Origin of the sequence: Buttiauxella cochleicola (assembly GCF_021283185.1) — a bacterium.
In the GTDB taxonomy this organism is placed as follows: Bacteria; Pseudomonadota; Gammaproteobacteria; order Enterobacterales; family Enterobacteriaceae; genus Buttiauxella; species Buttiauxella massiliensis.
In genome coordinates this window covers 502,838-525,815 of record NZ_JAJSOS010000001.1, presented here as the reverse complement: position 1 = coordinate 525,815, position 22,978 = coordinate 502,838, and the positions used below count along the sequence as shown (strand labels likewise).

At 50.6% G+C, this 22,978-nt stretch carries 20 protein-coding genes and 1 other RNA gene; 13 read left to right on the top strand and 8 right to left on the bottom strand.

The window, feature by feature from the left end; genetic code table 11:
• Positions 1-72: 72 nt before the first annotated feature.
• Positions 73-894 (top strand): HMP-PP phosphatase, encoded by an 822-nt coding sequence (gene cof, locus LVQ76_RS02315; RefSeq protein ID WP_232920873.1) that lies wholly within the window; start codon positions 73-75, stop codon positions 892-894.
• A gap of 42 nt (positions 895-936) precedes the next feature.
• Here cof and LVQ76_RS02310 read toward each other — a convergent pair whose 3' ends face one another.
• Positions 937-1,986 (bottom strand): PLP-dependent cysteine synthase family protein, encoded by a 1,050-nt coding sequence (locus LVQ76_RS02310; protein WP_151994748.1) that lies wholly within the window; start codon positions 1,984-1,986, stop codon positions 937-939.
• Between the two features lie 114 nt (positions 1,987-2,100).
• On the opposite strand from LVQ76_RS02310, the gene LVQ76_RS02305 reads away from it, so the two are divergent.
• From LVQ76_RS02305 to amtB, 5 genes are all read left to right on the top strand, one after another.
• Positions 2,101-2,562: an Lrp/AsnC family transcriptional regulator gene (locus LVQ76_RS02305; protein ID WP_064516763.1), complete on the top strand. Its 462-nt coding sequence runs from the start codon at positions 2,101-2,103 to the stop codon at positions 2,560-2,562.
• A gap of 66 nt (positions 2,563-2,628) precedes the next feature.
• Positions 2,629-4,407: a SmdA family multidrug ABC transporter permease/ATP-binding protein gene (locus LVQ76_RS02300; protein ID WP_232920872.1), complete on the top strand. Its 1,779-nt coding sequence runs from the start codon at positions 2,629-2,631 to the stop codon at positions 4,405-4,407.
• On the top strand, positions 4,400-6,178 hold the full coding sequence (locus tag LVQ76_RS02295) for a SmdB family multidrug efflux ABC transporter permease/ATP-binding protein (protein ID WP_232920920.1): 1,779 nt from the start codon (positions 4,400-4,402) through the stop codon (positions 6,176-6,178). The genes LVQ76_RS02300 and LVQ76_RS02295 overlap by 8 nt, the downstream gene beginning before the upstream one ends.
• Before the next feature lie 253 nt (positions 6,179-6,431).
• Positions 6,432-6,770 carry a P-II family nitrogen regulator gene (glnK, locus tag LVQ76_RS02290; protein ID WP_034458018.1) on the top strand — a complete coding sequence of 113 codons (339 nt, stop codon included), beginning with the start codon at positions 6,432-6,434 and terminating at the stop codon, positions 6,768-6,770.
• A 31-nt stretch (positions 6,771-6,801) separates the two neighbouring features.
• Positions 6,802-8,088 carry an ammonium transporter AmtB gene (gene amtB / locus LVQ76_RS02285; RefSeq protein WP_151994751.1) on the top strand — a complete coding sequence of 429 codons (1,287 nt, stop codon included), beginning with the start codon at positions 6,802-6,804 and terminating at the stop codon, positions 8,086-8,088.
• A gap of 110 nt (positions 8,089-8,198) precedes the next feature.
• Here the strand turns inward: amtB and tesB are convergent, their stop codons facing one another.
• Complete coding sequence (tesB, locus tag LVQ76_RS02280; RefSeq protein ID WP_232920871.1) at positions 8,199-9,059, bottom strand: acyl-CoA thioesterase II; 861 nt, start codon at positions 9,057-9,059, stop codon at positions 8,199-8,201.
• 214 nt (positions 9,060-9,273) lie between these two features.
• Between tesB and LVQ76_RS02275 the strand changes: the two genes are divergently transcribed.
• On the top strand, positions 9,274-9,849 hold the full coding sequence (locus LVQ76_RS02275; protein ID WP_232904163.1) for a YbaY family lipoprotein: 576 nt from the start codon (positions 9,274-9,276) through the stop codon (positions 9,847-9,849).
• Between the two features lie 34 nt (positions 9,850-9,883).
• On the opposite strand, the gene LVQ76_RS02270 is transcribed toward LVQ76_RS02275, so the two are convergent.
• Complete coding sequence (locus tag LVQ76_RS02270) at positions 9,884-10,192, bottom strand: MGMT family protein (protein ID WP_232920870.1); 309 nt, start codon at positions 10,190-10,192, stop codon at positions 9,884-9,886.
• 171 nt (positions 10,193-10,363) lie between these two features.
• Here LVQ76_RS02270 and ffs point away from each other — a divergent pair.
• An RNA gene (ffs, locus tag LVQ76_RS02265) (signal recognition particle sRNA small type) lies at positions 10,364-10,460 on the top strand.
• Positions 10,461-10,611: 151 nt separating this feature from the next.
• Here ffs and LVQ76_RS02260 read toward each other — a convergent pair.
• A complete protein-coding gene (locus LVQ76_RS02260; RefSeq protein ID WP_232864120.1) occupies positions 10,612-12,588 on the bottom strand; it encodes an alkyl/aryl-sulfatase in 1,977 nt (658 codons plus the stop codon).
• A gap of 234 nt (positions 12,589-12,822) precedes the next feature.
• Between LVQ76_RS02260 and LVQ76_RS02255 the strand changes: the two genes are divergently transcribed.
• On the top strand, positions 12,823-13,461 hold the full coding sequence (locus LVQ76_RS02255) for a helix-turn-helix domain-containing protein (protein WP_232904160.1): 639 nt from the start codon (positions 12,823-12,825) through the stop codon (positions 13,459-13,461).
• Between the two features lie 59 nt (positions 13,462-13,520).
• Here the strand turns inward: LVQ76_RS02255 and yczR are convergent, their stop codons facing one another.
• A complete protein-coding gene (gene yczR / locus LVQ76_RS02250) occupies positions 13,521-14,951 on the bottom strand; it encodes a MocR-like transcription factor YczR (RefSeq protein WP_232920869.1) in 1,431 nt (476 codons plus the stop codon).
• 90 nt (positions 14,952-15,041) lie between these two features.
• Between yczR and yczE the strand changes: the two genes are divergently transcribed.
• The 3 genes from yczE to LVQ76_RS02235 all read left to right on the top strand — a co-directional run bounded on the left by yczE (position 15,042) and on the right by LVQ76_RS02235 (position 16,959).
• Positions 15,042-15,656, top strand: coding sequence for a membrane protein YczE (gene yczE / locus LVQ76_RS02245; protein WP_232920919.1), 615 nt, complete (start codon positions 15,042-15,044; stop codon positions 15,654-15,656).
• Positions 15,657-15,690: 34 nt separating this feature from the next.
• Entirely contained in the window at positions 15,691-16,509 is an 819-nt protein-coding gene (locus LVQ76_RS02240; protein WP_232904158.1) for a GNAT family N-acetyltransferase, read from the top strand.
• A gap of 96 nt (positions 16,510-16,605) precedes the next feature.
• Positions 16,606-16,959 carry a DUF1428 domain-containing protein gene (locus tag LVQ76_RS02235; protein ID WP_232864124.1) on the top strand — a complete coding sequence of 118 codons (354 nt, stop codon included), beginning with the start codon at positions 16,606-16,608 and terminating at the stop codon, positions 16,957-16,959.
• A 53-nt stretch (positions 16,960-17,012) separates the two neighbouring features.
• Here LVQ76_RS02235 and norW read toward each other — a convergent pair whose 3' ends face one another.
• Positions 17,013-18,146: an NADH:flavorubredoxin reductase NorW gene (gene norW, locus LVQ76_RS02230; RefSeq protein ID WP_232864125.1), complete on the bottom strand. Its 1,134-nt coding sequence runs from the start codon at positions 18,144-18,146 to the stop codon at positions 17,013-17,015.
• Positions 18,143-19,582, bottom strand: a complete 1,440-nt coding sequence (gene norV, locus LVQ76_RS02225) for an anaerobic nitric oxide reductase flavorubredoxin (protein ID WP_232864126.1) — start codon at positions 19,580-19,582, stop codon at positions 18,143-18,145. The genes norW and norV overlap by 4 nt, the downstream gene beginning before the upstream one ends.
• 218 nt (positions 19,583-19,800) lie before the next feature.
• On the opposite strand from norV, the gene norR reads away from it, so the two are divergent.
• Positions 19,801-21,315 carry a nitric oxide reductase transcriptional regulator NorR gene (norR, locus tag LVQ76_RS02220; RefSeq protein WP_232920868.1) on the top strand — a complete coding sequence of 505 codons (1,515 nt, stop codon included), beginning with the start codon at positions 19,801-19,803 and terminating at the stop codon, positions 21,313-21,315.
• Between the two features lie 5 nt (positions 21,316-21,320).
• Here norR and pdeB read toward each other — a convergent pair whose 3' ends face one another.
• A complete protein-coding gene (gene pdeB / locus LVQ76_RS02215) occupies positions 21,321-22,892 on the bottom strand; it encodes a cyclic di-3',5'-guanosine monophosphate phosphodiesterase PdeB (RefSeq protein WP_232864128.1) in 1,572 nt (523 codons plus the stop codon).
• Positions 22,893-22,978: the final 86 nt, after the last annotated feature.

The following is a 22,978-nucleotide window of genomic DNA, read 5'->3' as shown; positions in this document are numbered from 1 at the left end:
ATTCACTATTAGTTCCGTATATGCCAGGCGATACTGCCCTCAGTGTTTTAGTCGTCACAAATCGGAGTAAACATGGCTCGTCTGGCTGCATTTGATATGGATGGTACGCTGTTAATGCCCAATCATCTTTTGGGTGAAGAAACCGTGCGTACCCTTAACCGTCTGCGGGATGAACGCCAGATAACCCTCGCGTTTGCCACGGGCCGCCATGTGCTGGAAATGCGTCATGTGCTGAGCAAACTCTCCCTTGAAGCGTTTTTGATTACCGGCAACGGCACGCGTATTCACTCAACGCAGGGCGATCTTCTGCATCGCCAGGATCTATCTCCTGAGGCGGCGGAAATGGTTATCCACGGGCAGTGGGATACTCAGGCGAGTCTGCATGTGTTTAATGACACCGGTTGGCTCACCCAATATGAAGTCGGCGAAATGCTGAATGCTCACGTTTATAGTGGTTTTAGCCCGAAAATTGTCGACGTCAAACGCCTCCCGTCCGATGAAGTCACCAAAATTTGTTTCTGCGCTCCTCACGAGGATCTTGTTCGTTTGAAAGTTCAGTTGGATGAGGCTTTAAGCGGGCGGGCATTCTTATGTTTCTCGGCAGTAGATTGCCTGGAAGTGTTACCGATTGGCTGCAACAAAGGCTCTGCGCTCAATGTATTGAGCCAGCACCTGGGTTTAACGATGAAAGATTGCATGGCGTTTGGCGACGCGATGAACGATCGCGAAATGCTCTCAAGCGTGGGTCATGGTTTGATCATGGGCAACGCAATGGCGCAACTGAAAGAAGATTTACCGCATTTACCTGTTATTGGGCACTGCAATAAACAGGCTGTTTCTCATTATTTGACGCATTGGCTAGATACACCAAACCTCACTTATTCCCCCGAATGATAAGGCATTAAGCCGGCCGGGCGTTTGCCCGGCTTTTTTTCGTTATCTTTCAAGCAGCTTTTCGATTTCCGCTCGGGCTGGCAGCACATCACCAATATTCGCTTTCACCCACTCTGCGTTGTAATAGGTTTCGAGATAGCGCTCACCACTGTCACAAAGCAGTGTCACAATTGAACCCGTGCGGCCTTCAGTGCGCATGCGTGCAGCCAATTGCAGAACACCCCACATATTTGTGCCAGTTGATGCGCCAACTTTGCGGCCGAGAATCGTTTCCAGCCACTGCATAGTTGCAATGCTTGCGGTATCTGGCACGCGCATCATTTCATCAATGACATCCGGGATAAACGACGGTTCGCAGCGTGGGCGACCAATCCCTTCAATTTTGCTGCCAATGGCACTGCGCAAACTGCAATCACGATTCTGCCAGTAATCCATAAATACAGAGTTTTGCGGATCGACTACGGTCAGTTTTGTTGGGTGACCCTGGTAGCGCAAGTAACGCCCGATGGTCGCCGATGTACCGCCAGTGCCCGCGCTCATTACAATATAATCTGGCACCGGGTGAGGCTCATGTTCCATTTGGCGGAAAATACTGTCGGCAATATTGTTGTTACCGCGCCAGTCTGTCGCACGTTCGGCGTACGTGAACTGGTCCATATAATGGCCATTCAACTCACGCTCCAGCATTTCGGAGGCCGCGTAAATTTCGCATGCGCTCTCTACGAAATGGCAGCGGCCACCGTAAAATTCAATTTGCTCTACTTTCCGTTTGGCGGTGCAGGCGGGCATGACGGCAATAAACGGTAAACCTAACAAACGGGCAAAATAGGCTTCAGAAACCGCAGTTGAACCGGAAGACGCTTCAATGATCGTCGTACCTTCTTTAATCCAGCCGTTACACAAACCATATAGAAACAGCGAGCGAGCAAGACGATGCTTGAGGCTACCCGTTGGGTGTGTGCTTTCATCTTTCAGATAGAGCTGAATACCGGGAAAACCAGGTAGCGCCAGGCGAATCAAATGTGTGTCGGCAGAGCGTTGGTAGTCGGCATTAATTTCGCTAATCGCGTGGTTTACCCAGGTACTGGTCATAGTGATGTCCGTTTGTCTATTTGTGCTTAGAGTAATGCAAATGGAAGATAAAAAAGTTGCCTTTTAGCCTTCATTGGCGATTCAATGGAGAAAAATTTTCTCCTGGATACTGCCATGTTAGATAAAATTGACCGTAAGCTGCTATCCTTGCTGCAAAACGACTGCACCCTCTCTTTGCAGGCTCTCGCGGATGCCGTTAATCTGACCACCACACCCTGCTGGAAGCGCCTGAAACGTCTTGAAGACGACGGTGTTATCCGGGCAAAAGTAGCATTACTAGACCCGGAAAAACTCGGCCTTGGGCTGACGGCTTTTGTGCTTATCAAAACTCAACAACACAGTAGTGAGTGGTACTGCAAATTTGTTTCGGTCGTTGCGGAAATGCCCGAAGTGTTGGGGTTTTGGCGTATGGCTGGCGAGTATGACTACCTGATGCGTGTGCAGGTAGAAGATATGAAACGGTATGACGATTTTTACAAACGGCTGGTGAACGGCATTCCAGGTTTAACTGATGTGACTTCGAGTTTCGCCATGGAACAGATAAAATACACCACGGCTTTGCCTTTAGAGCGCTAAGTCCCGCGCTCCCGGCCTTCAATTTCTGCCATGCATCGGCAGACGATATCTCAGGAATCTGACTGCGTGCGATTATTTGCTCAATTAAGCTGGTACTTCACCCGTGAGTGGCGACGCTATCTCGGGGCGGTTGCCTTGCTTATTATCATTGCCATCTTGCAGCTTGTGCCGCCAAAACTGGTGGGCGTGATTGTCGATGGTGTTACCCAACAGACGCTTTCAGGCACCGACGTGTTGATGTGGATTGGCGTCATGCTGGTTATCGCAGTGGTTGTCTACATGCTGCGTTACGTCTGGCGCGTACTGTTATTCGGTGCGTCTTATCAACTCGCCGTTGAACTGCGCGAAGATTACTACCGTCAACTGAGCCGCCAGCACCCCGAATTTTACCTGCGTCACCGCACCGGTGATTTAATGGCGCGCGCAACAAACGATGTCGACCGTGTGGTATTTGCCGCAGGTGAGGGCGTATTAACGCTGGTGGATTCACTCGTGATGGGCTGCGCGGTGTTGATTGTGATGTCGACGCAAATCAGCTGGGAATTAACGCTGCTTGCGCTATTGCCGATGCCGGTTATGGCATTGGTTATCAAACGTTACGGCGACCAGTTACACCAGCGATTCAAACTGGCACAGGCTGCATTTTCCACGCTCAATGACCGCACTCAGGAAAGCCTGTCCAGCATCCGCATGATCAAAGCATTCGGGCTCGAAGACAGGCAGTCTGCGTTGTTTGCCGCCGAAGCAAAAGATGCCGGTGCGAAGAATATGAAAGTTGCCCGCGTGGATGCGCGTTTTGACCCAACGATTTATATCACTATTGGCACAGCAAACCTGCTGGCGATTGGCGGCGGCAGTTGGATGGTAATTCAGGGCACGCTGACGCTTGGACAACTCACCAGCTTTGTGATGTACCTCGGCCTGATGATTTGGCCGATGCTGGCGCTGGCGTGGATGTTCAACATTGTTGAGCGTGGCAGCGCAGCGTACAGCCGTATTCGCAGCATGTTGGAGGAAGCGCCTTCAGTGAAAGATGGCGAGCAAGAAGCGCCTGCCGGGCGCGGCACGGTTGAAGCCAATATTCAGGCGTTCCACTACCCACAAACTGCACGACCGACTCTTGAGAACGTTTCGTTTACCCTGAAACCGGGCGAAATGCTTGGCCTGTGCGGGCCAACGGGTGCTGGGAAAACTACCATTCTGTCGCTTATCCAGCGCCATTTTGATATCGACCAGGGTGAGATTTGCTTCCACGGGATCCCGCTGGCACAGATGCAACTCGACTCATGGCGTAGCCGCCTGGCGGTAGTCAACCAAACGCCATTCCTGTTTTCCGACACCGTTGGCAGCAACATCGCGCTGGGTAAACCTGGTGCCACGCAGGAAGAGATCGAACACGTCGCAAGGCTTGCCAGCGTGCACGAAGATATTTTACGTCTGCCACAAGGCTATGAAACTGAAGTCGGCGAGCGGGGCGTGATGCTTTCCGGTGGCCAGAAACAGCGTCTTTCTATTGCGCGAGCATTGTTGCTCGATGCAGAAATTTTAATTCTCGATGATGCACTTTCTGCAGTTGATGGGCGTACAGAACACCAAATTCTTCATAACCTGCGCCAGTGGGGCGAAAACCGCACGGTTATCATCAGTGCGCACCGTTTGTCGGCGCTGACCGAAGCCAGTGAAATTCTGGTAATGCAACACGGCCAGGTGGTGGATCGTGGTAATCACGATGCGCTGGTGGGTAAGCCTGGTTGGTATCGCGATATGTATCGCTATCAACAATTGGAAGCGGCGCTGGATGATGCGCCAGAAGCAACGCCAGACGAGGAATCCGCCAATGCGTAAGGCAATCAAGCAGTGGCCAACTATCAAACGCTTGCTGGCTTACGGCTCACCGTGGCGTAAACCGCTTGCAGGAGCGGTTGTGATGCTGTGGATTGCGGCGGCTGCTGAAGTGACTGGTCCTATTCTGGTGAGTTATTTCATCGATAATATGGTGTCTGAACATCGGTTGCCGGTTGCCGCTGTGGCAGGACTTGCGACTGCGTATTTGCTACTGTCGATTTCGGCCGCGGGCCTACACTACTGGCAGGCATTGCTGTTTAACCAGGCAGCCGTTGGCGTAGTGCAAAAATTACGTACTGATGTAATGGATGCTGCATTGCGCCAGCCATTAAGCACTTTTGATACCCAACCGGTTGGGCAGTTGATCTCTCGCGTCACCAACGATACCGAAGTGATCCGCGATCTCTATGTGACGGTTGTAGCCACCGTATTACGTAGTGCGGCATTGATTGGTGCGATGCTGGTGGCGATGTTCACACTCGACTGGCGCATGGCGATGGTGGCGATTTGCATCTTCCCGGCAGTGATTATCGTGATGTTTATTTATCAGCGATACAGCACCCCGATTGTGCGCCGCGTTCGTAGTTATCTGGCCGATATCAACGATGGCTTCAACGAAGTCATCAACGGCATGAGCGTTATCCAGCAGTTCCGCCAGCAGGCCCGTTTTGGCGAGCGTATGAATGCCGCGAGCCGCTCGCACTACATGGCGCGAATGCAGACTCTGCGCCTTGATGGCTTTTTACTGCGCCCGTTGCTTAGTCTGTTCTCTGCAATGGTGTTGTGTGGCTTGTTGATGCTGTTTGGTTTTACCTCGGTTGGCACCATTGAAGTTGGCGTGTTATACGCATTTATCAACTACCTCGGGCGTCTTAATGAGCCATTAATCGAACTCACCACCCAACAATCCATGCTGCAACAGGCGGTGGTTGCAGGTGAGCGAGTATTCGAGCTAATGGACGGTAAGCGCCAGGATTACGGCAACGACGACCGCCCGCTGGAGAGCGGCCATATCGAAGTCGATAACGTCTCTTTTGCTTATCGCGGCGATCGCCTGGTATTGCAGGACATTAATCTGGATGTTCCTGCGCGCAGTTTTGTGGCGTTGGTGGGGCACACAGGCAGCGGGAAAAGCACTCTTGCTAACTTGCTGATGGGTTATTACCCACTCACCAACGGTGAAATCCGCCTGGATGGTCGCCCGCTTGATACCTTGAGTCATCGCGTGCTGCGCCAGGGTGTTGCAATGGTTCAGCAAGACCCGGTGGTGTTGGCGGATTCTTTCTTTGCCAACGTTACGCTTGGGCGTGACATCAGCGAAGATGCCGTCTGGCAAGCGCTGGAGACGGTGCAACTTGCGGACCTTGCTCGAACCATGGCTGATGGAATTCATACACGGCTGGGCGAGCAGGGTAATAATTTGTCCGTCGGCCAGAAACAGCTACTGGCGCTGGCTCGGGTGCTGGTGGATGCTCCGCAGATTCTGATCCTTGATGAAGCAACCGCAAATATCGACTCTGGCACCGAGCAGGCAATCCAACAAGCACTGGCAGCCGTCCGTGAGCACACCACGCTGGTCGTTATCGCGCACCGCTTATCGACTATTACCGATGCCGACACGATTCTGGTGCTGCACCGCGGTCAGGCTGTAGAGCGTGGCACACATAGCGAATTACTGGCTGCACAAGGGCGTTACTGGCAAATGTACCAACTGCAACTGGCTGGTGAAGAATTAGCCGCCACCACGCGTGAAGAACCCGCAACCGCGTAATGCACCAAAATCACGCATAAAGCCAATGGTTATCACCATTGGTGCAGAAGCGAAACGCACCATGCACTGAAATGGTGCGTTTTTATTCTCTAAGAACTTTCTTAATCCCAGTCATCGTAATTTCACTCCTGAAAATCCCCATTTGGCGCAGCTTAGCGCGCAGAAATAACCTCTTTTTCAAATTTGGCATGACCTTTGCTTTATCTAATTTGTATCGCAGAGGCAATTACCCAATTCTGACTGGAGGGGATCTATGAAGCTGGTTACCGTGGTGATCAAACCGTTCAAACTCGAAGACGTTCGTGAAGCATTGTCTTCAATCGGTATTCAAGGGCTGACCGTGACTGAAGTGAAAGGCTTTGGTCGTCAAAAGGGTCATGCAGAGTTGTACCGCGGTGCTGAGTACAGCGTCAATTTCCTGCCTAAAGTGAAAATTGATGTGGCAATTGCCGATGATCAACTCGATGAAGTTATTGATGTCATTAGCAAAGCTGCCTATACCGGCAAGATCGGCGATGGCAAAATTTTCGTTGCTGAGTTGCAACGAGTCGTCCGCATTCGTACCGGCGAAGCCGACGAAGCTGCACTGTAATCGTCTTGCCACTCGTGAAGGGATGGAAAAAATGAAAAAATTAGCCTCTATCTTAGGCGTTGTAGCCCTGGCACTTGCGCCATCAATTGCCCTCGCGGCACCGGCTGTAGTCGATAAAGCAGACAACGCCTTTATGATGATTAGCACCGCATTGGTGCTGTTTATGACAATTCCTGGGCTGGCACTGTTTTACGGCGGCCTGATTCGCTCTAAAAACGTGCTGTCAATGCTGACTCAGATTACGGTTACGTTTGCGTTGGTTTGTGTACTGTGGGTGGTTTACGGCTACTCATTAACCTTCGGTGCTGGTGGTAACTTCTTCGGTAACTTCGATTGGGTAATGTTGAAGAACATCCAGCTCACCGCGCTGACTGGTTCTTTCTACCAATATATTCATGTTGCGTTCCAGGGCTCCTTCGCCTGTATCACTGTTGGCCTGATTGTTGGTGCACTAGCTGAACGTATTCGCTTCTCGGCTGTACTTATCTTTGTCGTAATTTGGCTGACGCTTTCATACCTGCCGATTGCACATATGGTATGGGGTGGTGGTCTGCTGGCAACGCACGGTGCGATGGACTTTGCAGGTGGTACAGTGGTTCACATCAACGCCGCAGTAGCAGGCCTGGTGGGCGCTTACCTGATTGGCAAACGTGTGGGTTACGGTAAAGAAGCCTTCAAACCGCACAACCTGCCGATGGTGTTTACCGGCACGGCAATTCTGTACTTCGGCTGGTTCGGCTTCAACGCAGGCTCTGCAAGCGCTGCTAACGAAATTGCTGCATTGGCCTTTGTGAATACTGTTGTTGCAACAGCGGCTGCGGTACTCGGTTGGGTATTTGGCGAGTGGGCATTGCGCGGCAAACCATCTTTGCTGGGGGCATGTTCCGGTGCTATCGCAGGTCTGGTTGGTATTACTCCTGCCTGTGGTTATGTTGGTGTCGGCGGTGCATTGATTATCGGTATCGTTGCTGGTCTGGCTGGCTTGTGGGGCGTGACGCTGCTGAAAAAATGGCTGCGTGTAGATGACCCTTGCGATGTGTTCGGCGTCCATGGCGTGTGCGGTATCGTTGGTTGCATCATGACAGGTATCTTCGCCGCTCCATCCCTTGGCGGTGTGGGTTACGCAGAAGGCGTGACTATGGGCCATCAAGTACTGGTGCAGTTAGAAAGTATCGGTGTGACGATTCTGTGGTCTGCTGTAGTCGCATTCATCGGCTTCAAAGTTGCCGACCTGACTGTGGGCCTGCGTGTACCTGAAGAGCATGAGCGCGAAGGTCTGGATGTGAACAGCCACGGCGAAAATGCTTACAACGCATAAGTAAGACATTAAATAAAATAGCGGAGCACAGGCTCCGCTTTTTTTATGCTTTCAAGATTAACCCGGACAAAACCAAAAGTCGGTTCAGTTTCGCGTCAACTGGCACAATCTCAACCGCGCTTGCGCATCACGCCTTCCTGCACCGTTGACGCCACAAGAACGCCATCGCGTGAATAAAACTCACCGCGTACAAAACCACGTGCGCTCGAAGCTGACGTACTTTCCACGCTATACAGTAACCAGTCATTCATATCGAACGGACGATGGAACCACATTGAGTGATCGATGGTGGCAACCTGCATACCCGGCTCCAGGAAACCTACGCCGTGAGGCTGGAGGGCTACTGGTAGGAAGTTGAAGTCTGAGGCATAACCCAGTAAAGATTGTTGGATGCGCAAATCGGCTGGCATCTGACCATTTGCCCGCATCCATACCTGCCGTACAGGTTCATCGACGTGGCCCTGCATTGGGTTATGGAACACCACCGGGCGAATCTCCAGCGGCTTTTCACACAGAAACTTCTCTTTGAGCGTCTGAGGGAGAAGCTTTTCAAACACCATGGCGATTTCAGTTTCAGATTTCAGATTTTCCGGGGCAGGGGCTGTAGGCATGGTTTTTTGATGTTCAAACCCCGGCTCGGGCGCCTGGAAAGAAGCTGTCATGTAGAAAATCGGTTTGCCATTCTGAATCGCTGCCACGCGGCGAGCACTGAAACTATTGCCGTCGCGCAGAGTTTCCACATCATAAACAATCGGTTTTTGGCTATCGCCTGGGCGCAAAAAGTAACTGTGGAATGAGTGCACAAGACGGTCAACCGGCACGGTTTCTTTAGCGGCATATAACGCCTGGCCAACGACTTGTCCACCGAATACCTGACGTAAACCTAAGTCCTCGCTCTGGCCACGAAAAATACCTTCTTCAATCTTTTCCAGATTGAGTAATGCCAACAAATTGCTGAGCGCCTGACTCATAAAGTGTCCTCAGTAAAAAAATAAAATCGTGCAATTGGCCTGATTATAACAGGTTTCCAACATTCGCCACGTAGTGGCCCGACCTGATGATGTGTTTCGGTTTTGGGCAGAAATCAGTGATATGTGCCACACTTAGCATGATAAGCATGTTTAACCACTCATTACTTGTAGGCCCGTGGCCTGCTGGTGCATTGATAATAAGGAGAACAAATCAATGAAACTTGTGCACACGTTAAGTGGTTTAGCCATTGCCTTAGCAATGGCGGGATGCGCGCAGAAAAGCGCTGATATCCCAACGCCTGCACCTGCTGCAACGACCTCATCGGCAGCGGCAACGGCGCAGTCTGATATTAGACAGCCTAACGTTTCCGGTACGGTCTGGATTCGTCAAAAAGTTGCATTGCCGCCTGATGCGGTGCTCACTGTTACGTTGTCTGATGCCTCTTTGGCGGATGCTCCGTCAAAAGTGTTAGCGCAAAAAGCGGTGCGTACCGAAGGGAAGCAGTCGCCATTCAGTTTTGTGCTGCCGTATAACCCGGCTGATATACAGCCGAACGCGCGCATTATCCTGAGTGCGGCCATTACCGTGAACGATAAACTGATGTTTATCACCGATACCATTCAACCGGCTGTTAATCAGGGCGGGACAAAAGTGGATTTGACACTGGTTCCTGTTCAGCAAACCGCGGTTCCAGTTCAGACGAATGGCGGGGCGGTAACAACAGTGCCTTCAACATCACCGACTCAGGTGAACCCTTCTTCAGCGGTTCCTGCACCAACGCAGTTCTGATTGTGATGTTTAAGCGCCTCTGCGGAGGCGCTCTTTAGTAATTCCAGCGATAACGTTCCATATCTATATATCCATCTCCAGAAACCATAATGCCTTCTGAAAGCAGGGCTTGCCGTTGGCGTTGCAAATCCGGGCCAGTCAGAGATATCTGTCCATGACGATTGACCACTCGGTGCCAGGGCAGTTTACTGCCTTCGGGTAACCGTTTGAGTACGCCTCCCACTTGCCTTGCTGCACGCGGTGCTCCGGCCTGGCGTGCTACGTCACCGTACGTTGTGACAAACCCTTCCGGTATAGCAGCGATAATTTGGTAAACACGTTGCGGGAATGAATCGTTGTCCATAGCAAACTCCAAAACAGCCAGGGTTTAGGATAATCGGCGATGATCAAACAGGGAAGGAAAACAGCGGGTGCGCAAGAAAGCAACACCTGACCGCACCTTGCTTGCAATTGCATAGGGCAACGTGGATAATGCGCCAGCGCGTTAGGTAACTAGCGCTCTCAATGGGGGCCCTGTTGGTTCTCCCGCAACACTAATTTGTGAATTCGGTCAGGTCCGGAAGGAAGCAGCCGCAGCAGATGACGTGTGTGCCGGGATGTAGCTGGCAGGGCCCCCACCCAATTCTGGCGCATGTAAAATTTCAACATGCTTATGCCTGTCTCTGTTCTACTTCGCCACACTCAAAAAAAACACAAAACAAAAAAATGCCCTGCAACTTGCGTCACAGAGCATCAGGGATAAAGCGTAATTATGTATCTGGCTTATGGCGTAACGATATTGAACCAGAAGTTAAACTTGTCCATATAGCCCAGCACTTCATCTAGTTTGCCTGCATCACCCGTGATTTTCACATCACCTTTATCTTTCGCCTGCTGCAATGTTTCTTCTTTCAAAATAATACGGTTGAGCGTATCGCGGGAAAGATTGATCGTTGCGTCAGCGTTGCTGGCTTCTGAATTTGGCGTGTGGTTAAGCACCCCGTTTTCCAGTTCCAGTTTGTACTTCCCGCCCTGGTCGCCGAAGTTGAAGTTCAGCACCGCGTGGGCATTCGCCGCTTTCTCACCGTTGACATGGACAGCCATGTAATCGAAGAACATTTCTGGCGTCATCGCACGAACGGTATCCGGGCTGGCGGTATTTGGCGTAGGGCCTTTAATCACGCCATTACGCAATTCCTGCGCACCCGTCAGATAGAAGTTACGCCATGGGCCGGATTCTGCCTGATACCCCATCTGTTCCAGCGCATCGGCTTCGAGGTTGCGGGCCGTTTTGTTGGTTGGATCGGCAAACACCACTTTGCTTACGACCTGCGCCACCCAACGGTAATTCCCTTGGCTGTAATCAGATTTCGCTTTTTGCAGAATGCTGTCCGCACCGCCCATGTATTCAACGAATTTCTTCGCGGATTCTTCCGGCGGCAGTTCATCTAGGGTTGCCGGGTTGCCATCGAACCAGCCGAGATAGAACACGTAGGTGGCTTTCACATCGTGACTAACCGAACCGTAATAACCTCGACTCGCCCAGGTTTTCGCCAGTTTCGGTGGCAGTTTGAAGTTCGCGGCGATTTCATCGCGCGTCAGACCTTCGTTTGCCATGCGCAACGTCTGATCGTTGATGAAACGATACATATCGCGCTGACCTTTCATCAGGTTAACGACGTTATCCTGGCCCCAGGTCGGCCAGTGGTGCTGGGCGATAATAATTTCCGCATCGCTGCCCCAGCGGTCAATCGCGGCATTAATGTATTTAGACCAAGCCAGCGGGTCGCGGATTTTCGCGCCGCGCAGAGAATAGGTGTTATGCAGCGTGTGAGTTACATCCTCCGCCGCTTCGATCATTTTCTTCTCTTTGACATACCACAGCATTTCCGACGGCGCTTCAGAACCCGGAGCCATCATAAAGTCGTAAGTCAGACCATCGATCACTTCTTCCTGGCCGGTATGCGTGATGTAGTTGGTTGGTGCCAGCAGCGTCACGGTACCCGCAGAGGTTGTGGTGCCCAGACCCGCGCCCACCTGGCCTTTAGCATTGGCTGGCAGCAAGTTGCCGTACATGTAACTTGCGCGGCGGCTCATGGCGTTACCCGCCATAATGTTTTCGTCGACGGCAGAGCCCATAAAGCCTTGTGGAGCATACAGTTTCACTTTGCCCGCTTTGACATCGGCTTCATCAACCACGCCGCGCACGCCGCCGTAGTGGTCAACGTGGCTGTGGGTGAAAATCACCGCCACTACAGGTTTTTTGCCGCGATTTTTGTAATACAGTTCCAAGCCCGCTTTCGCGGTTTCAGCAGAAACCAGCGGGTCGACAACGGTAATCCCGGTTTTACCTTCAATGATGGTCATATTAGAAAGGTCGAGATTACGAATCTGATAAACACCGTCGGTCACTTCAAACAGACCGCTGATATTAATCAACTGGGACTGGCGCCACAGGCTTGGATTAACCGTCGCTGGCGCTTTGTCGCCCTCTTTAATAAAGGCGTATTGCTGTGGATTCCAGATAACATTGCCTTGCTCGCCCTTTATCACATCCTGTGGCAGTGCAGCGATAAAGCCTTTATGAGCATTCACGAAATCGGTGTGATCAGAAAACGGGAGCTGCTGATAAAGCGCTTCATTGGCTTGTTTTGTTGCAGGTGTCGCATCGTTAGTGGGCGCTGGAGTTGCTGCGTTAACTGACAGTGTCGTCAGTAACCCCGCGGCAATCAGGCTGTTGGCTATTAGATTCAATCTCATTAATTCAACCTCAGAAATTAATAAATTCTAAAAGATAGAAGATATGTTTCGATAATTTAAATAACCTGTGGATTAACACAGGCAATTTTAATGGATGAATTAACCTGGAAGTAGTGCCATATGGGACTACGATTTGTTTTGATATATTGACGAAATTACGCTCTTCATTTTGTACAGGCATTTTCTATTGATAGCGCTATACTATAATAATTAATGATATATCTTGGATGTGTTATGGGCGCCAGTTTTGAAAGTATTCATCTTTATTATAAATCTCTGAATATAGAGAGCCAGGTTAATGATGTCCGCAGCAATGGCAAAGAACTCCTTTTTGCCGCGACAGATAAATTAGCCATAACGCCCGGCTTTATTTACATTCCTGTTGAAGGTTCAGTGGCCATTTTACATGCAGAAAACGAACTCACTATTGGTAATGCTATTGACTATATGCCCATTGGTTTGATGGAGCGGTATTGCCCAATGTTGATTTTTCAATATAAGTGCATGACGTCCGTGAAAGTAGTTGAAATCTCTTATGAGAAATTTGATGAGATTTTCTTTCAGAACGCTGAGAGCATGCAGGCTCTCTCAAAAATTTTGATTTTTATGACTATTTTTTCACTAGATCTGCATGCGGAAAGAAAGCAACTGACCAGCTACCAAACCATTAAACCTATGCTTTACCGTTATCTCTATCGTTCCCTCGCTTTTCCAAATGAAACCGAAGGTTTGGCGAGTTTTATTATAAGTCGCACTAAGTTATCCCGTACTCATGTATTCCGGGTGTTGGCCGATTTAAAAGAAGGTGGATATATCACGATGAAAAGTGGCAAGCTGATATCCATTGATAAGGATCTGCCGGATGGTTATTAATCATCTTGAAAAGGGAATGAGGTTCACATTTTAATAATGTGAACCATTAATTTAAAAAATTAAACAACAGATCTTCTCAAACTCTCATTTCTAGTCTGCGCCATATTATCCCAAAGTGGTTTTAACCTTTCGAGAGCGACACGCATTTGTGCAGCTTCAAGTGTGAATGGCAAACGTAAATAGCGCTCAAATGCGCCTTCTGACCCAAAACGTGGCCCGGCACCAATACGAATGCCGATGGCCTCAGCACTGGCCGCAAAAACCGTAGCCAGTGGTTTTGGTAGTTCAATCCACCAGGATAAACCACCTTGTGGTATCACCGTCATTTTCCAGTCCGGGAATAATTCTTTAACGACTTCCGCACAGGCATCACGTTGCTGACGTAGCATTTCGCGGCGTTGCGGCTGGAAGTTTTCGGCCTCATTAAACAGATTGATGGCGGCAAGCTGTTCAAGAATGGGAGACCCTAAATCTAAGGAATCGCGAATTTGAATCAGCGAGGCAATCGTGCGTGACTCGGCGCGTATCCAGCCTAAACGCAGCCCGCCCCAAAAACTTTTCCCGGCAGAACCTAACGTGATAATCCTGTCAGCCTGATCAAATGCGGCCAGCGGTGGCGGTGGGGGAGCGTCATACCACAGGTCAACCATGGTTTCATCGGCCACAATAGTGGTGCGTGTTCGTGCGGCAATTTCTGCGATGGCCTCGCGGGTTTGCGCATCCATACAAAGCCCGCTGGGATTATGGAAATCCGCCAGCAAATAGGCCAGCCGTGGCGAGGTTTGTGCAATGGTGGCGGCTAATCCTTCGGTGTCCCAACCGTGTTCGGTCAGGCTCACAGGAACAGGGCGGCACGACGCACCTTTGATTGCGCTAAGTGCCATCGGATAAGTGGGATTATCGAGAACCACGCGATCGCCAGGCCCCGTCAGCAGCCGCAGAATCAGGCCAAAGCCGCTTAACGCGCCATTGACCACCATGATTTGCTCAGCGGTTGTCGGCAACCCTCTTTCGCCATAACGCTTTGCAATCACCTGACGTAATTCGGGCAAGCCTTGTTGATTGTATCCGGTGCTGCCGAGATGTTCCGGCAGCGCGATCAGGGCGTTCGCATAAGCCTGATGAATTTCCGGCCCGGCAGACAGTGCTGCGGTTGAAAGATCCAGTGTGGTGGTGCGTCCAGGTAATGGCGAAACGGTTTGCGTGCCTTCTGGCAACATAGTGACGGAACCCGAACCCTGGCGGCTTGCCAGATATCCCTCATCACGTAGTTGTGCCAGCGCAGTTGCCACTGTAGTTCGGCTAATGCCCAGAGCCGTTGCCAGCTCACGCTCGCCCGGCAGGCGGCTATCAAGTGGCAGTCGCCCATCCAGAATCAACAACCGTAATCCATCTGCCAGTTGCCGGTAAACCGCGGTACGCGGTAAATCCTGATGCCAGTTACCCAGCAATTTTACCAGTGATGATGAGCCTGTTCTGCGCTGTACCATAGCAATCCACTTTTTGATAACTGGACCTTAATATCATATCCATTTTGGTTGAAAGTAAAGCCACGAAAGAATTCTGAGGTGAATAACATGATCGCTCGTCGCTTGCTGCAACTTTATACCGGGCTGGTTTTATATGGGGTTTCCACGGCGATGTTTGTGCGGGCCAATTTAGGCGCCGATCCCTGGAACGTGTTTCACCTCGGCGTGGCGCGGATCTTCTCTTTGAATATTGGCATGGTGATGATCGTGGTGGGCGCACTGGTGTTGTTGCTGTGGATTCCGCTGCGCCAGAAACCTGGATTGGGCACGATAAGCAACGTGATTGTTTTGGGGCTTGCAGCTGATGCGGCATTAGCATTAATGCCGCCGATTGAGTCATTGGTGGCACGAAGCTTCTTGCTCTTTGCCGCTATTTTGGTGAATGCCATTGCGACCGGAATGTACATCGGTGCGGGTTTTGGCTCTGGCCCTCGTGATGGCTTGATGACTGGAATCAATGCCCGTACTGGCTGGTCTGTGCGTAGTGTGCGAACAGCGATTGAGTTGACGGTTTTACTGGCCGGTTGGCTGATGGGAGGCACATTTGGTGTGGGTACGGTGTTGTACGCGCTGGCAATCGGCCCGCTTATCCAGATCTGTTTACCATGGTTCCGTATTGTACCCAGAGCACAAAAAAACCTGGTTGAACCGACCGTCGTACCCTAATGTTGAAGCCAAACCCCCATTGGATGAGGTAGCGATGAATAGCAAGGTAATCAGCAACGCGGCGGCGCACTGGAATAGCCATCAGTTGGCTGAAATTCTTTCCCACTGTTTTGAAGGGTATTTGGTCCCTTTCACTATTGATGGTGAAACTTTTGCGTCACGTTTTAGCGCTGAAGATCTCAGTCTCAATGACAGCCGAGTCTGGACGCAAAATGGTGAGCCAAAAGCGCTGGCGCTCATCACGCGGCGTGGGCAGAGCTGTCGCCTTGCTGCATTCGCGATTCGTCCTGAATTGCGTGGGCAGGGGTTTGGCAAACAGTTCATGCAGGAGTTAATTGATCGTGCGCGAGCCCGTGGTGACCGTAACTTTTGGCTGGAAGTTATTGTTGGCAACGAGAATGGAGTGTCACTGTATGAACGTATGGGGTTTGTTCGCCAGCAGACATTGGTCGGGTTTGATACCATTCAGTCGCCGCAGTTTACAGAAACCGGCGAATTGCAGGAAATCGACCCGCTAGTGATGGCGAAAAAAATGATGATGGACGAAAGCCTGAATCTGCCGTGGTTAAGCGCACCTGAAACGCTATATAAATTACCGGGTAAAGCATTCGTTCTCAATGACACTGCATACGCAATGGTTGCCACAACCCCTAAGCCCAGATTACGGATGCTCTATGTTGACCCGATGGCACGTGGCAAAGGGCAGGCGAAAAAATTGCTTACGCTATTACGTGAGCGTTTTCCTGGATTATTTACCGCAACAGCTATCCCTGAGCAATTGGCACCTCTTTATCTGAGCAGCGGCTACCGTCAGGATCCCATTACCCAATATGAGATGCTGCTCAAATTATGAACAGGTAGTGTCCATTCTTAACGACTAAACTTATCAATCGTAATCATCACGGGTGGAAATTATCTACCCGTATTCCCCACTCCGTGGAGGTTCACAATGAGTTATGTTGATGGTTTCGTAGTTGCGGTACCCGCAGCCAATAAAGAAGCGTATAAGCAGTTAGCCGCAAAAGCGGCACCTTTGTTTAAAGAGTTTGGTGCGCTACGCGTCGTAGAGTGTTGGGCTGATGATGTGCCTGACGGCAAGCTCACTGATTTTCGCATGGCGGTGAAAGCCGAAGAGAGCGAAGAAGTGGTGTTTAGCTGGATTGAATATCCATCCAAAGAAGTACGCGATGCCGCCAACGCGAAGATGATGTCTGACCCAAGGATGAAAGAGTTTGGTGAGTCGATGCCATTTGATGGAAAACGTATGATCTATGGCGGCTTTGCGCCAATTCTTGACGAGTAACGTCACGCGGGCGGCGCCGACATCATATCGAGCGCCACCCGCATGAACATCCGCTAAACCTGCAATTCCCGTAACAATCCAAACGCCATTTTCATGTGCGCTTCGCTGACAATAAACGCCCGTAACTGCTGTGCTTCGTCATAGCCTTTGGCAATCAGACCCTGCGGCTCGGCGCTGATTTGCCAGGCCAAATCATGGCGTTGCGTTTCACCCGCCAGATGCAGCGGCAGCTCCGGGGTTTTTACTTTTACCAGCATCGCGGGGAGATTCAGACCGTCAGCGGCACCCAGCAAATTTTTGGCAAGCGTCATGGCGCTGAACTGAATCGGTTGCAGGAACGGCAGCACTTTGCCGTCGATTTCCGCGCAATCACCGAGGGCATAAATATTCGCGTCAGATGTCTGCAACTGGCGGTTCACCTGAATCCCACGGTTTACCGCCAGCCCGGCGTGCTGCGCCAGGTCGACGTTTGGACGCAGGCCAATCGCCGCTACCACGGCATCCACGGTGACTATTCGCCCGTTGCTCAATGCCGCATGAATTCCCTGTGGCGTTTGGCTGAGTGATTCAAGCCGCTGATTAAACAACAGTTCGACGCCCATTTGGTTCAGGCGCTGCTGCAAACGGCTGCTAACCTCCGCAGGCATCAACGAGGCGAGCAGGCTGGCGGCGTTATCCACCAGAATCACCTGTTTCTCGGCGCGGCAAAAATCCATCGCCAGTTCGGTGCCAATCAAACCACCGCCCAGAATCATCACGCGTTTAGCCTCGCGCAGCGTTGATTCACAGGCCAGATATTCCTGCTGGCTGTTGAGCGTCAGCATCAGCTCTTTGCCTTCAATTGGCGGCAGAAGGGCGCGGGAACCCGTTGCCAGCACCAGTTTGTCGTACTGCCATTGCTGGTCGCCACATTTCACCAGGCGTTCGCGAGCGTTAATTTCTGACACCCAACTGTTGGCGTTGAGCGTTACGTTAAACTGCTCGGCAAACTCCCCGGCACGCTGCCGGGTGAGGTCGTCCGCACGCTGATTCAGGCTGATAACATGGCTGAGATCGGGCTTGTTGTATTCGTCCATGCTGTCGGCGGCAATCATGCGCACCGGTACCTGCGCGTCATGTTTGCGGATATTTTTCACCAGCTGGCGGGCGGCAAAGCCCGAACCGATAATCACAATGCCATGCTTCATTTTGCCTCCGTTGCCAGCACGTCAAATACGTCTTTCCCAAGCGAGCATTCAGGGCACAGGAAGCTGTCCGGCACTTCGCTCCACGGCGTTCCTGGCGCGACATCCTGCATCGGTTCGCCGGTTTCTGGGTCGTAAATCCACTGGCAAACGCTGCATTGCATGCGTGGGCCAAAATCGGCGCAGCCTGGCTTTTCAACCACGCTTTCTTGCGGTGCTACAAAGGGCGCAGAAGCGAGCGGCGTTAACGCCCACTGGCGGGCGATTTCACGACCGTGTTCGCGGCAGATTTCCAGCGCGTCGATATCCGGACGCCACTTCGCTTTCAGGCTTAGCGACATTTCAAAACCGGCATCCTGCAAACGCGTGGACAAGCGATCAACCGCGCCGCCGCTCCAGCCGTGGGAGCCGAACGCGCTGCCGCGCTTATTGCGAAAACGCAGCCCAGTCATCTCCTCAACCAGCCCGGCAATTTTCGGCATCATCACGTTATTCATCGTTGATGTGCCGACCAGCACGCCCTTGGAGCGGAACACGTTGGTCAGAACTTCGTTTTTATCATGGCGGGCGACGTTAAAGATTTTCACCGCCACGCGGGGATCGACTTCGGTAATCCCTTGCGCAATTGCATCCGCCATCATGCGGGTGTTGTTGGACATGGTGTCGTAGAAAATGGTGATGCGATCTTCTTGATAATCAGCCGCCCACTTTAAGTACAACTCCACGATTTGTGTTGGGTTATCACGCCATACCACACCGTGAGATGTCGCAATCATATCTACCGGCAGATTGAAGCCGAGAATTTCGGTGATTTTGGGAGTTACCAGGCGGCTGAACGGCGTCAAAATGTTGGCGTAGTAACGCTGGCACTGCTCGAACAATTCAGCCTGGTCGACTTCATCGTTAAACAGATGTTCATCGCAATAGTGCTGACCAAATGCGTCGTTACTGAACAGCACCGCGTCACCGGTCATATACGTCATCATGCTGTCCGGCCAGTGCAGCATCGGCGTTTCAACGAAGATAAGCTGCTTGCCGTTGCCGATATCGAGGCTGTCGCCGGTTTTCACAACGTGGAAATTCCACTCCGGGTGATGGTGGTGGCCATTAATCGAATCGATGCCGTTGGCAGTGCAGTAAATTGGCGTGTTGGGAATGCGCGACATCAGCTCGGTCAGCGCGCCCGCGTGGTCTTCTTCCGCGTGGTTAATGATGATGTAATCAAGGCTATTCAGGTCAATTTCAGCCGCCAGGTTTTGCACAAATTCACGGCTAAACTTATGGTCGACAGTATCAATCAGCACCGTTTTTTCTTCACGGATCAGGTAACTGTTATAGCTGCTACCTTTCAGCGTTTTGTATTCGGTGCCGTGAAAATCACGCACTTCCCAGTCACGTTGACCAACCCATTGAATGTTGTTTTTAACCTGAATAGCCATTTGTCAGTACCTCAAAAAGAATGAAAAAACAGTGCTCGTATTAGATGTATTACAAACGGCGTGCCAACTTTTTATAATATTGATTAATATGAATATTTTTATTTTTGTTTAACTTTTGATTGTCAAAATGACAATGCCAGTGTTTGTCTTTTTGACAATTTAATTGTCTTTTTGACTACCAAGGGCTAAGTTAGCCGAATCGTCGTCTGGAGCCGCTTATGAGCCTTTCAATTATCTCCCTTGCCAACATTGCCATTGACCTGCAAAGCGGCATTTCTCATCAGGATCGTTTCGCGCGTTTGATTCGGACGCTGCGCCAGCTTTTGGGTGGTGATGCCACGGCGTTGTTGCGTTACGAAGCGCGGCAGTTTCGCCCGCTGGCGATTGATGGCCTGGCGCAGGATGTGCTCGGGCGGCGGTTTGATCTGGATGAACATCCACGTCTTGAAGCTATTGCGCGCGCAGGCGATGTGGTGCGTTTCCCGGCGGACAGCGAATTACCCGATCCTTACGATGGGCTCATTCCTGACCATACCGATTTAAAAGTCCATGCCTGTCTTGGGCTGCCACTATTTGCCGATCAGAACCTGATAGGTGCATTAACAGTGGATGGAATGGACCCTTTGCAGTTCGATCATTTCAGCGATGAAGAGTTGCGCTTAATTAGCGTATTGGCAGCAGGTGCTTTGAATAACGCCTTGCTGATGGAACAGCTTGAAAACCAAACGCCTGCGGTTGTCTCCACTCCCATTACGAGCAAAACCAGCAGCGCCGAGATGGTGGGCTTGTCTACTGGGATTATGCAGCTTAAGAAAGAGATAGAAATTGTCGCCGGTTCTGACCTGAATGTGCTGATAACGGGGGAGACGGGTGTTGGGAAAGAGCTAGTGGCGCGTGCTATCCACAGTGGGTCGGCACGTGCCGCAAATCCGCTGGTGTATCTCAACTGTGCGGCACTGCCGGAAAGCGTGGCGGAAAGTGAACTGTTCGGTCACGTAAAGGGGGCATTTACCGGGGCTATTCATCATCGAACCGGCAAATTTGAAATGGCGGATAACGGCACGCTATTCCTTGATGAAATAGGGGAACTGCCATTAACGTTACAGGCAAAATTATTGCGAGTTTTACAGTATGGCGATATTCAGCGTGTGGGCGATGACAGCAGCCAAAGGGTAAATGTGCGGGTGCTGGCAGCGACCAATCGCGACTTAAAGCAGCACGTACTGTCAGGTGATTTTCGTGCCGATCTATTCCATCGTTTAAGCGTCTTCCCACTGCATGTTCCACCGCTACGTGAGCGCGGAGATGACATCACTCTATTAGCTGGGTTTTTCTGCGAGCAAAGCCGCGTAAAAATGGGGCTGAAACAGGTCGCCTTGACGGATGGCGCTCGGGAATTACTGCGTCGATATGACTGGCCTGGAAATATTCGCGAGCTGGAGCATGCTCTTTATCGCGCCACTGTGCTTGCGCGCTCCGGTAAACCAGATGGCGAAATCTGGTTGGAACCGCAACATTTTCAACTAACAGATACTGAAGCTAAACCTGCTAGTACAGCTGTTGCCCGCGTGGCTGAGGTCGATAACTTGCGGACGGCGACTGATGATTTCCAGCGGCGGATTATTATCAGCACGCTGGAGGCTAATGTGGGGAATTGGGCTGCGAGTGCCCGGCAGTTGCAGTTAGATGTTGCTAATTTACACCGCCTGGCGAAACGTCTCGGTGTGAAGTAGTTTTTTCAGGGGATTTTTGATTTCCTGGCACAAGAGCTTGCTACCCACTCGATAAATTCATTTTTAGGCAGGGCTTTACTGAAGAACCAGCCCTGTCCGTACTGCACACCCTGTTTGCGTAGCCATGCCGCCTGGCTAGGGGTTTCAATGCCTTCGGCCACCATCAAAATCCCCAGAGCCTTTGCCATTTCAATAATATGCGGAGTGACATTTTTATATTCGAGGGCATCGACGAATGATTTATCTATTTTAAGGGTATCAACATCGAGATCTTGTAAATAACTCAGGCTGGAATAACCGGTTCCAAAATCATCAATATAGATGGCATGCCCGGCCTTTCGATATTTCGCGATAATCGGTGCCGTAATTTTCGGATCAGAAAATCCACGTTCAGTAATCTCAAATGCTATTTGTTTTGGATTAACTGAATAACGTGCCAGGTACGGACGAGTAATATCAAGAATATGCAGGCTACGGGCATCCTGAACACCCATGTTCACAGAAATATGATAGTGAGGGTGCTTGCTTAACCAGTCGCCCAACTCGAGGAAAATGCGCTTAATGACCAGCTCTGTTAATTGTGTTACCAACCCGGTTTGCTCCGCCAGTGGGATAAACACATCCGGGTTTAACATTGAGCCATCTTGTTGCTGCCAACGAATTAAGGCTTCCGCGCCGACAATTTCGCCGCTTTGAAGATGAACAATAGGTTGATAAACCACGCTAAATTCATTGTTTTTGATAGCATCCATCAGCCTGTTACGAGGCGATAACAACCGACGCAAAATACGAATTAAGAGTCCACCTGCAACGAGGCTTATAATTAAGCCTACTGGTAGCCAGATAAACAATTGCTTATACCAGGCGGTCGTCATGGGTTCCATTGACGCCCAGGCAATCATAGCCAGGCCAAGATTATTATCCCGGCGAATCACATAGAAATTGTCGTTGCTCTGAAATTCGTCCGTACCTTTTTCCAGCGCTTCGTGCCATGTCTCAGAAATATATCGACTGTTGCTGGCAATAAGCTGATTATTATGCAGCCCAATCATCGCAATATTTAGCGTGTGATTACCAAAGGGGAGAACATCAATAAATGACATTGGGTCAATTAATGCAAGGTGAGGTTTCTTGCCGATATATACCATCTTGCGTTGAAAATCGGGTATCGGTGGAGTGGTATACCAGGCGTTAAAACCATGAATACCCTGACGGTCTGGTTTACCTAATGTAGCACTATGAGTAATGGACTCCAGTGAAGTACACAAAATATGCTCATCTTCCTGGAACATCACTTCTTGCACGTAGCGATATTCAAGAGCGACACGATGCATGGCTTCCGCGTGTGCTTGCGAACATGTATTGTCATTAAAGCGGTTAATATCATTAATCGCAGAAACAGCCTGGTCGATGACCTTATCGGTGCGAAGCAAAGCGTGATCGGCAAACTCTACTAATTCATCGTGAAATGCGTGTTCGGCATTACGATGAGCAAGATAAATGCTTAACAGAATGGGTAGCAAAACTGCCAAAATAAGTACACCGCTTACCAGGCTGATGAGCTTTCGGGATGTCATTCTTTTAGACCCAGTTAAGAAGTTAGTTTTTATAATGGTTTTTCATAGACGAGAACAGTGTATCTCACATGAATAGGCGATGTTAT

Excerpts from the sequence above, each read along its gene's own strand:
- cof (WP_232920873.1), top strand. The coding sequence starts at position 73 with ATGGCTCGTCTGGCTGCATTTGATATGGATGGTACGCTGTTAATGCCC.
- LVQ76_RS02310 (WP_151994748.1), bottom strand. The coding sequence starts at position 1,986 with ATGACCAGTACCTGGGTAAACCACGCGATTAGCGAAATTAATGCCGAC.
- LVQ76_RS02305 (WP_064516763.1), top strand. The coding sequence starts at position 2,101 with ATGTTAGATAAAATTGACCGTAAGCTGCTATCCTTGCTGCAAAACGAC.
- LVQ76_RS02295 (WP_232920920.1), top strand. The coding sequence starts at position 4,400 with ATGCGTAAGGCAATCAAGCAGTGGCCAACTATCAAACGCTTGCTGGCT.
- glnK (WP_034458018.1), top strand. The coding sequence starts at position 6,432 with ATGAAGCTGGTTACCGTGGTGATCAAACCGTTCAAACTCGAAGACGTT.
- amtB (WP_151994751.1), top strand. The coding sequence starts at position 6,802 with ATGAAAAAATTAGCCTCTATCTTAGGCGTTGTAGCCCTGGCACTTGCG.
- tesB (WP_232920871.1), bottom strand. The coding sequence starts at position 9,059 with ATGAGTCAGGCGCTCAGCAATTTGTTGGCATTACTCAATCTGGAAAAG.
- LVQ76_RS02275 (WP_232904163.1), top strand. The coding sequence starts at position 9,274 with ATGAAACTTGTGCACACGTTAAGTGGTTTAGCCATTGCCTTAGCAATG.
- LVQ76_RS02270 (WP_232920870.1), bottom strand. The coding sequence starts at position 10,192 with ATGGACAACGATTCATTCCCGCAACGTGTTTACCAAATTATCGCTGCT.
- LVQ76_RS02260 (WP_232864120.1), bottom strand. The coding sequence starts at position 12,588 with ATGAGATTGAATCTAATAGCCAACAGCCTGATTGCCGCGGGGTTACTG.
- LVQ76_RS02255 (WP_232904160.1), top strand. The coding sequence starts at position 12,823 with ATGGGCGCCAGTTTTGAAAGTATTCATCTTTATTATAAATCTCTGAAT.
- yczR (WP_232920869.1), bottom strand. The coding sequence starts at position 14,951 with ATGGTACAGCGCAGAACAGGCTCATCATCACTGGTAAAATTGCTGGGT.
- LVQ76_RS02240 (WP_232904158.1), top strand. The coding sequence starts at position 15,691 with ATGAATAGCAAGGTAATCAGCAACGCGGCGGCGCACTGGAATAGCCAT.
- LVQ76_RS02235 (WP_232864124.1), top strand. The coding sequence starts at position 16,606 with ATGAGTTATGTTGATGGTTTCGTAGTTGCGGTACCCGCAGCCAATAAA.
- norW (WP_232864125.1), bottom strand. The coding sequence starts at position 18,146 with ATGAAGCATGGCATTGTGATTATCGGTTCGGGCTTTGCCGCCCGCCAG.
- norV (WP_232864126.1), bottom strand. The coding sequence starts at position 19,582 with ATGGCTATTCAGGTTAAAAACAACATTCAATGGGTTGGTCAACGTGAC.
- norR (WP_232920868.1), top strand. The coding sequence starts at position 19,801 with ATGAGCCTTTCAATTATCTCCCTTGCCAACATTGCCATTGACCTGCAA.
- pdeB (WP_232864128.1), bottom strand. The coding sequence starts at position 22,892 with ATGACATCCCGAAAGCTCATCAGCCTGGTAAGCGGTGTACTTATTTTG.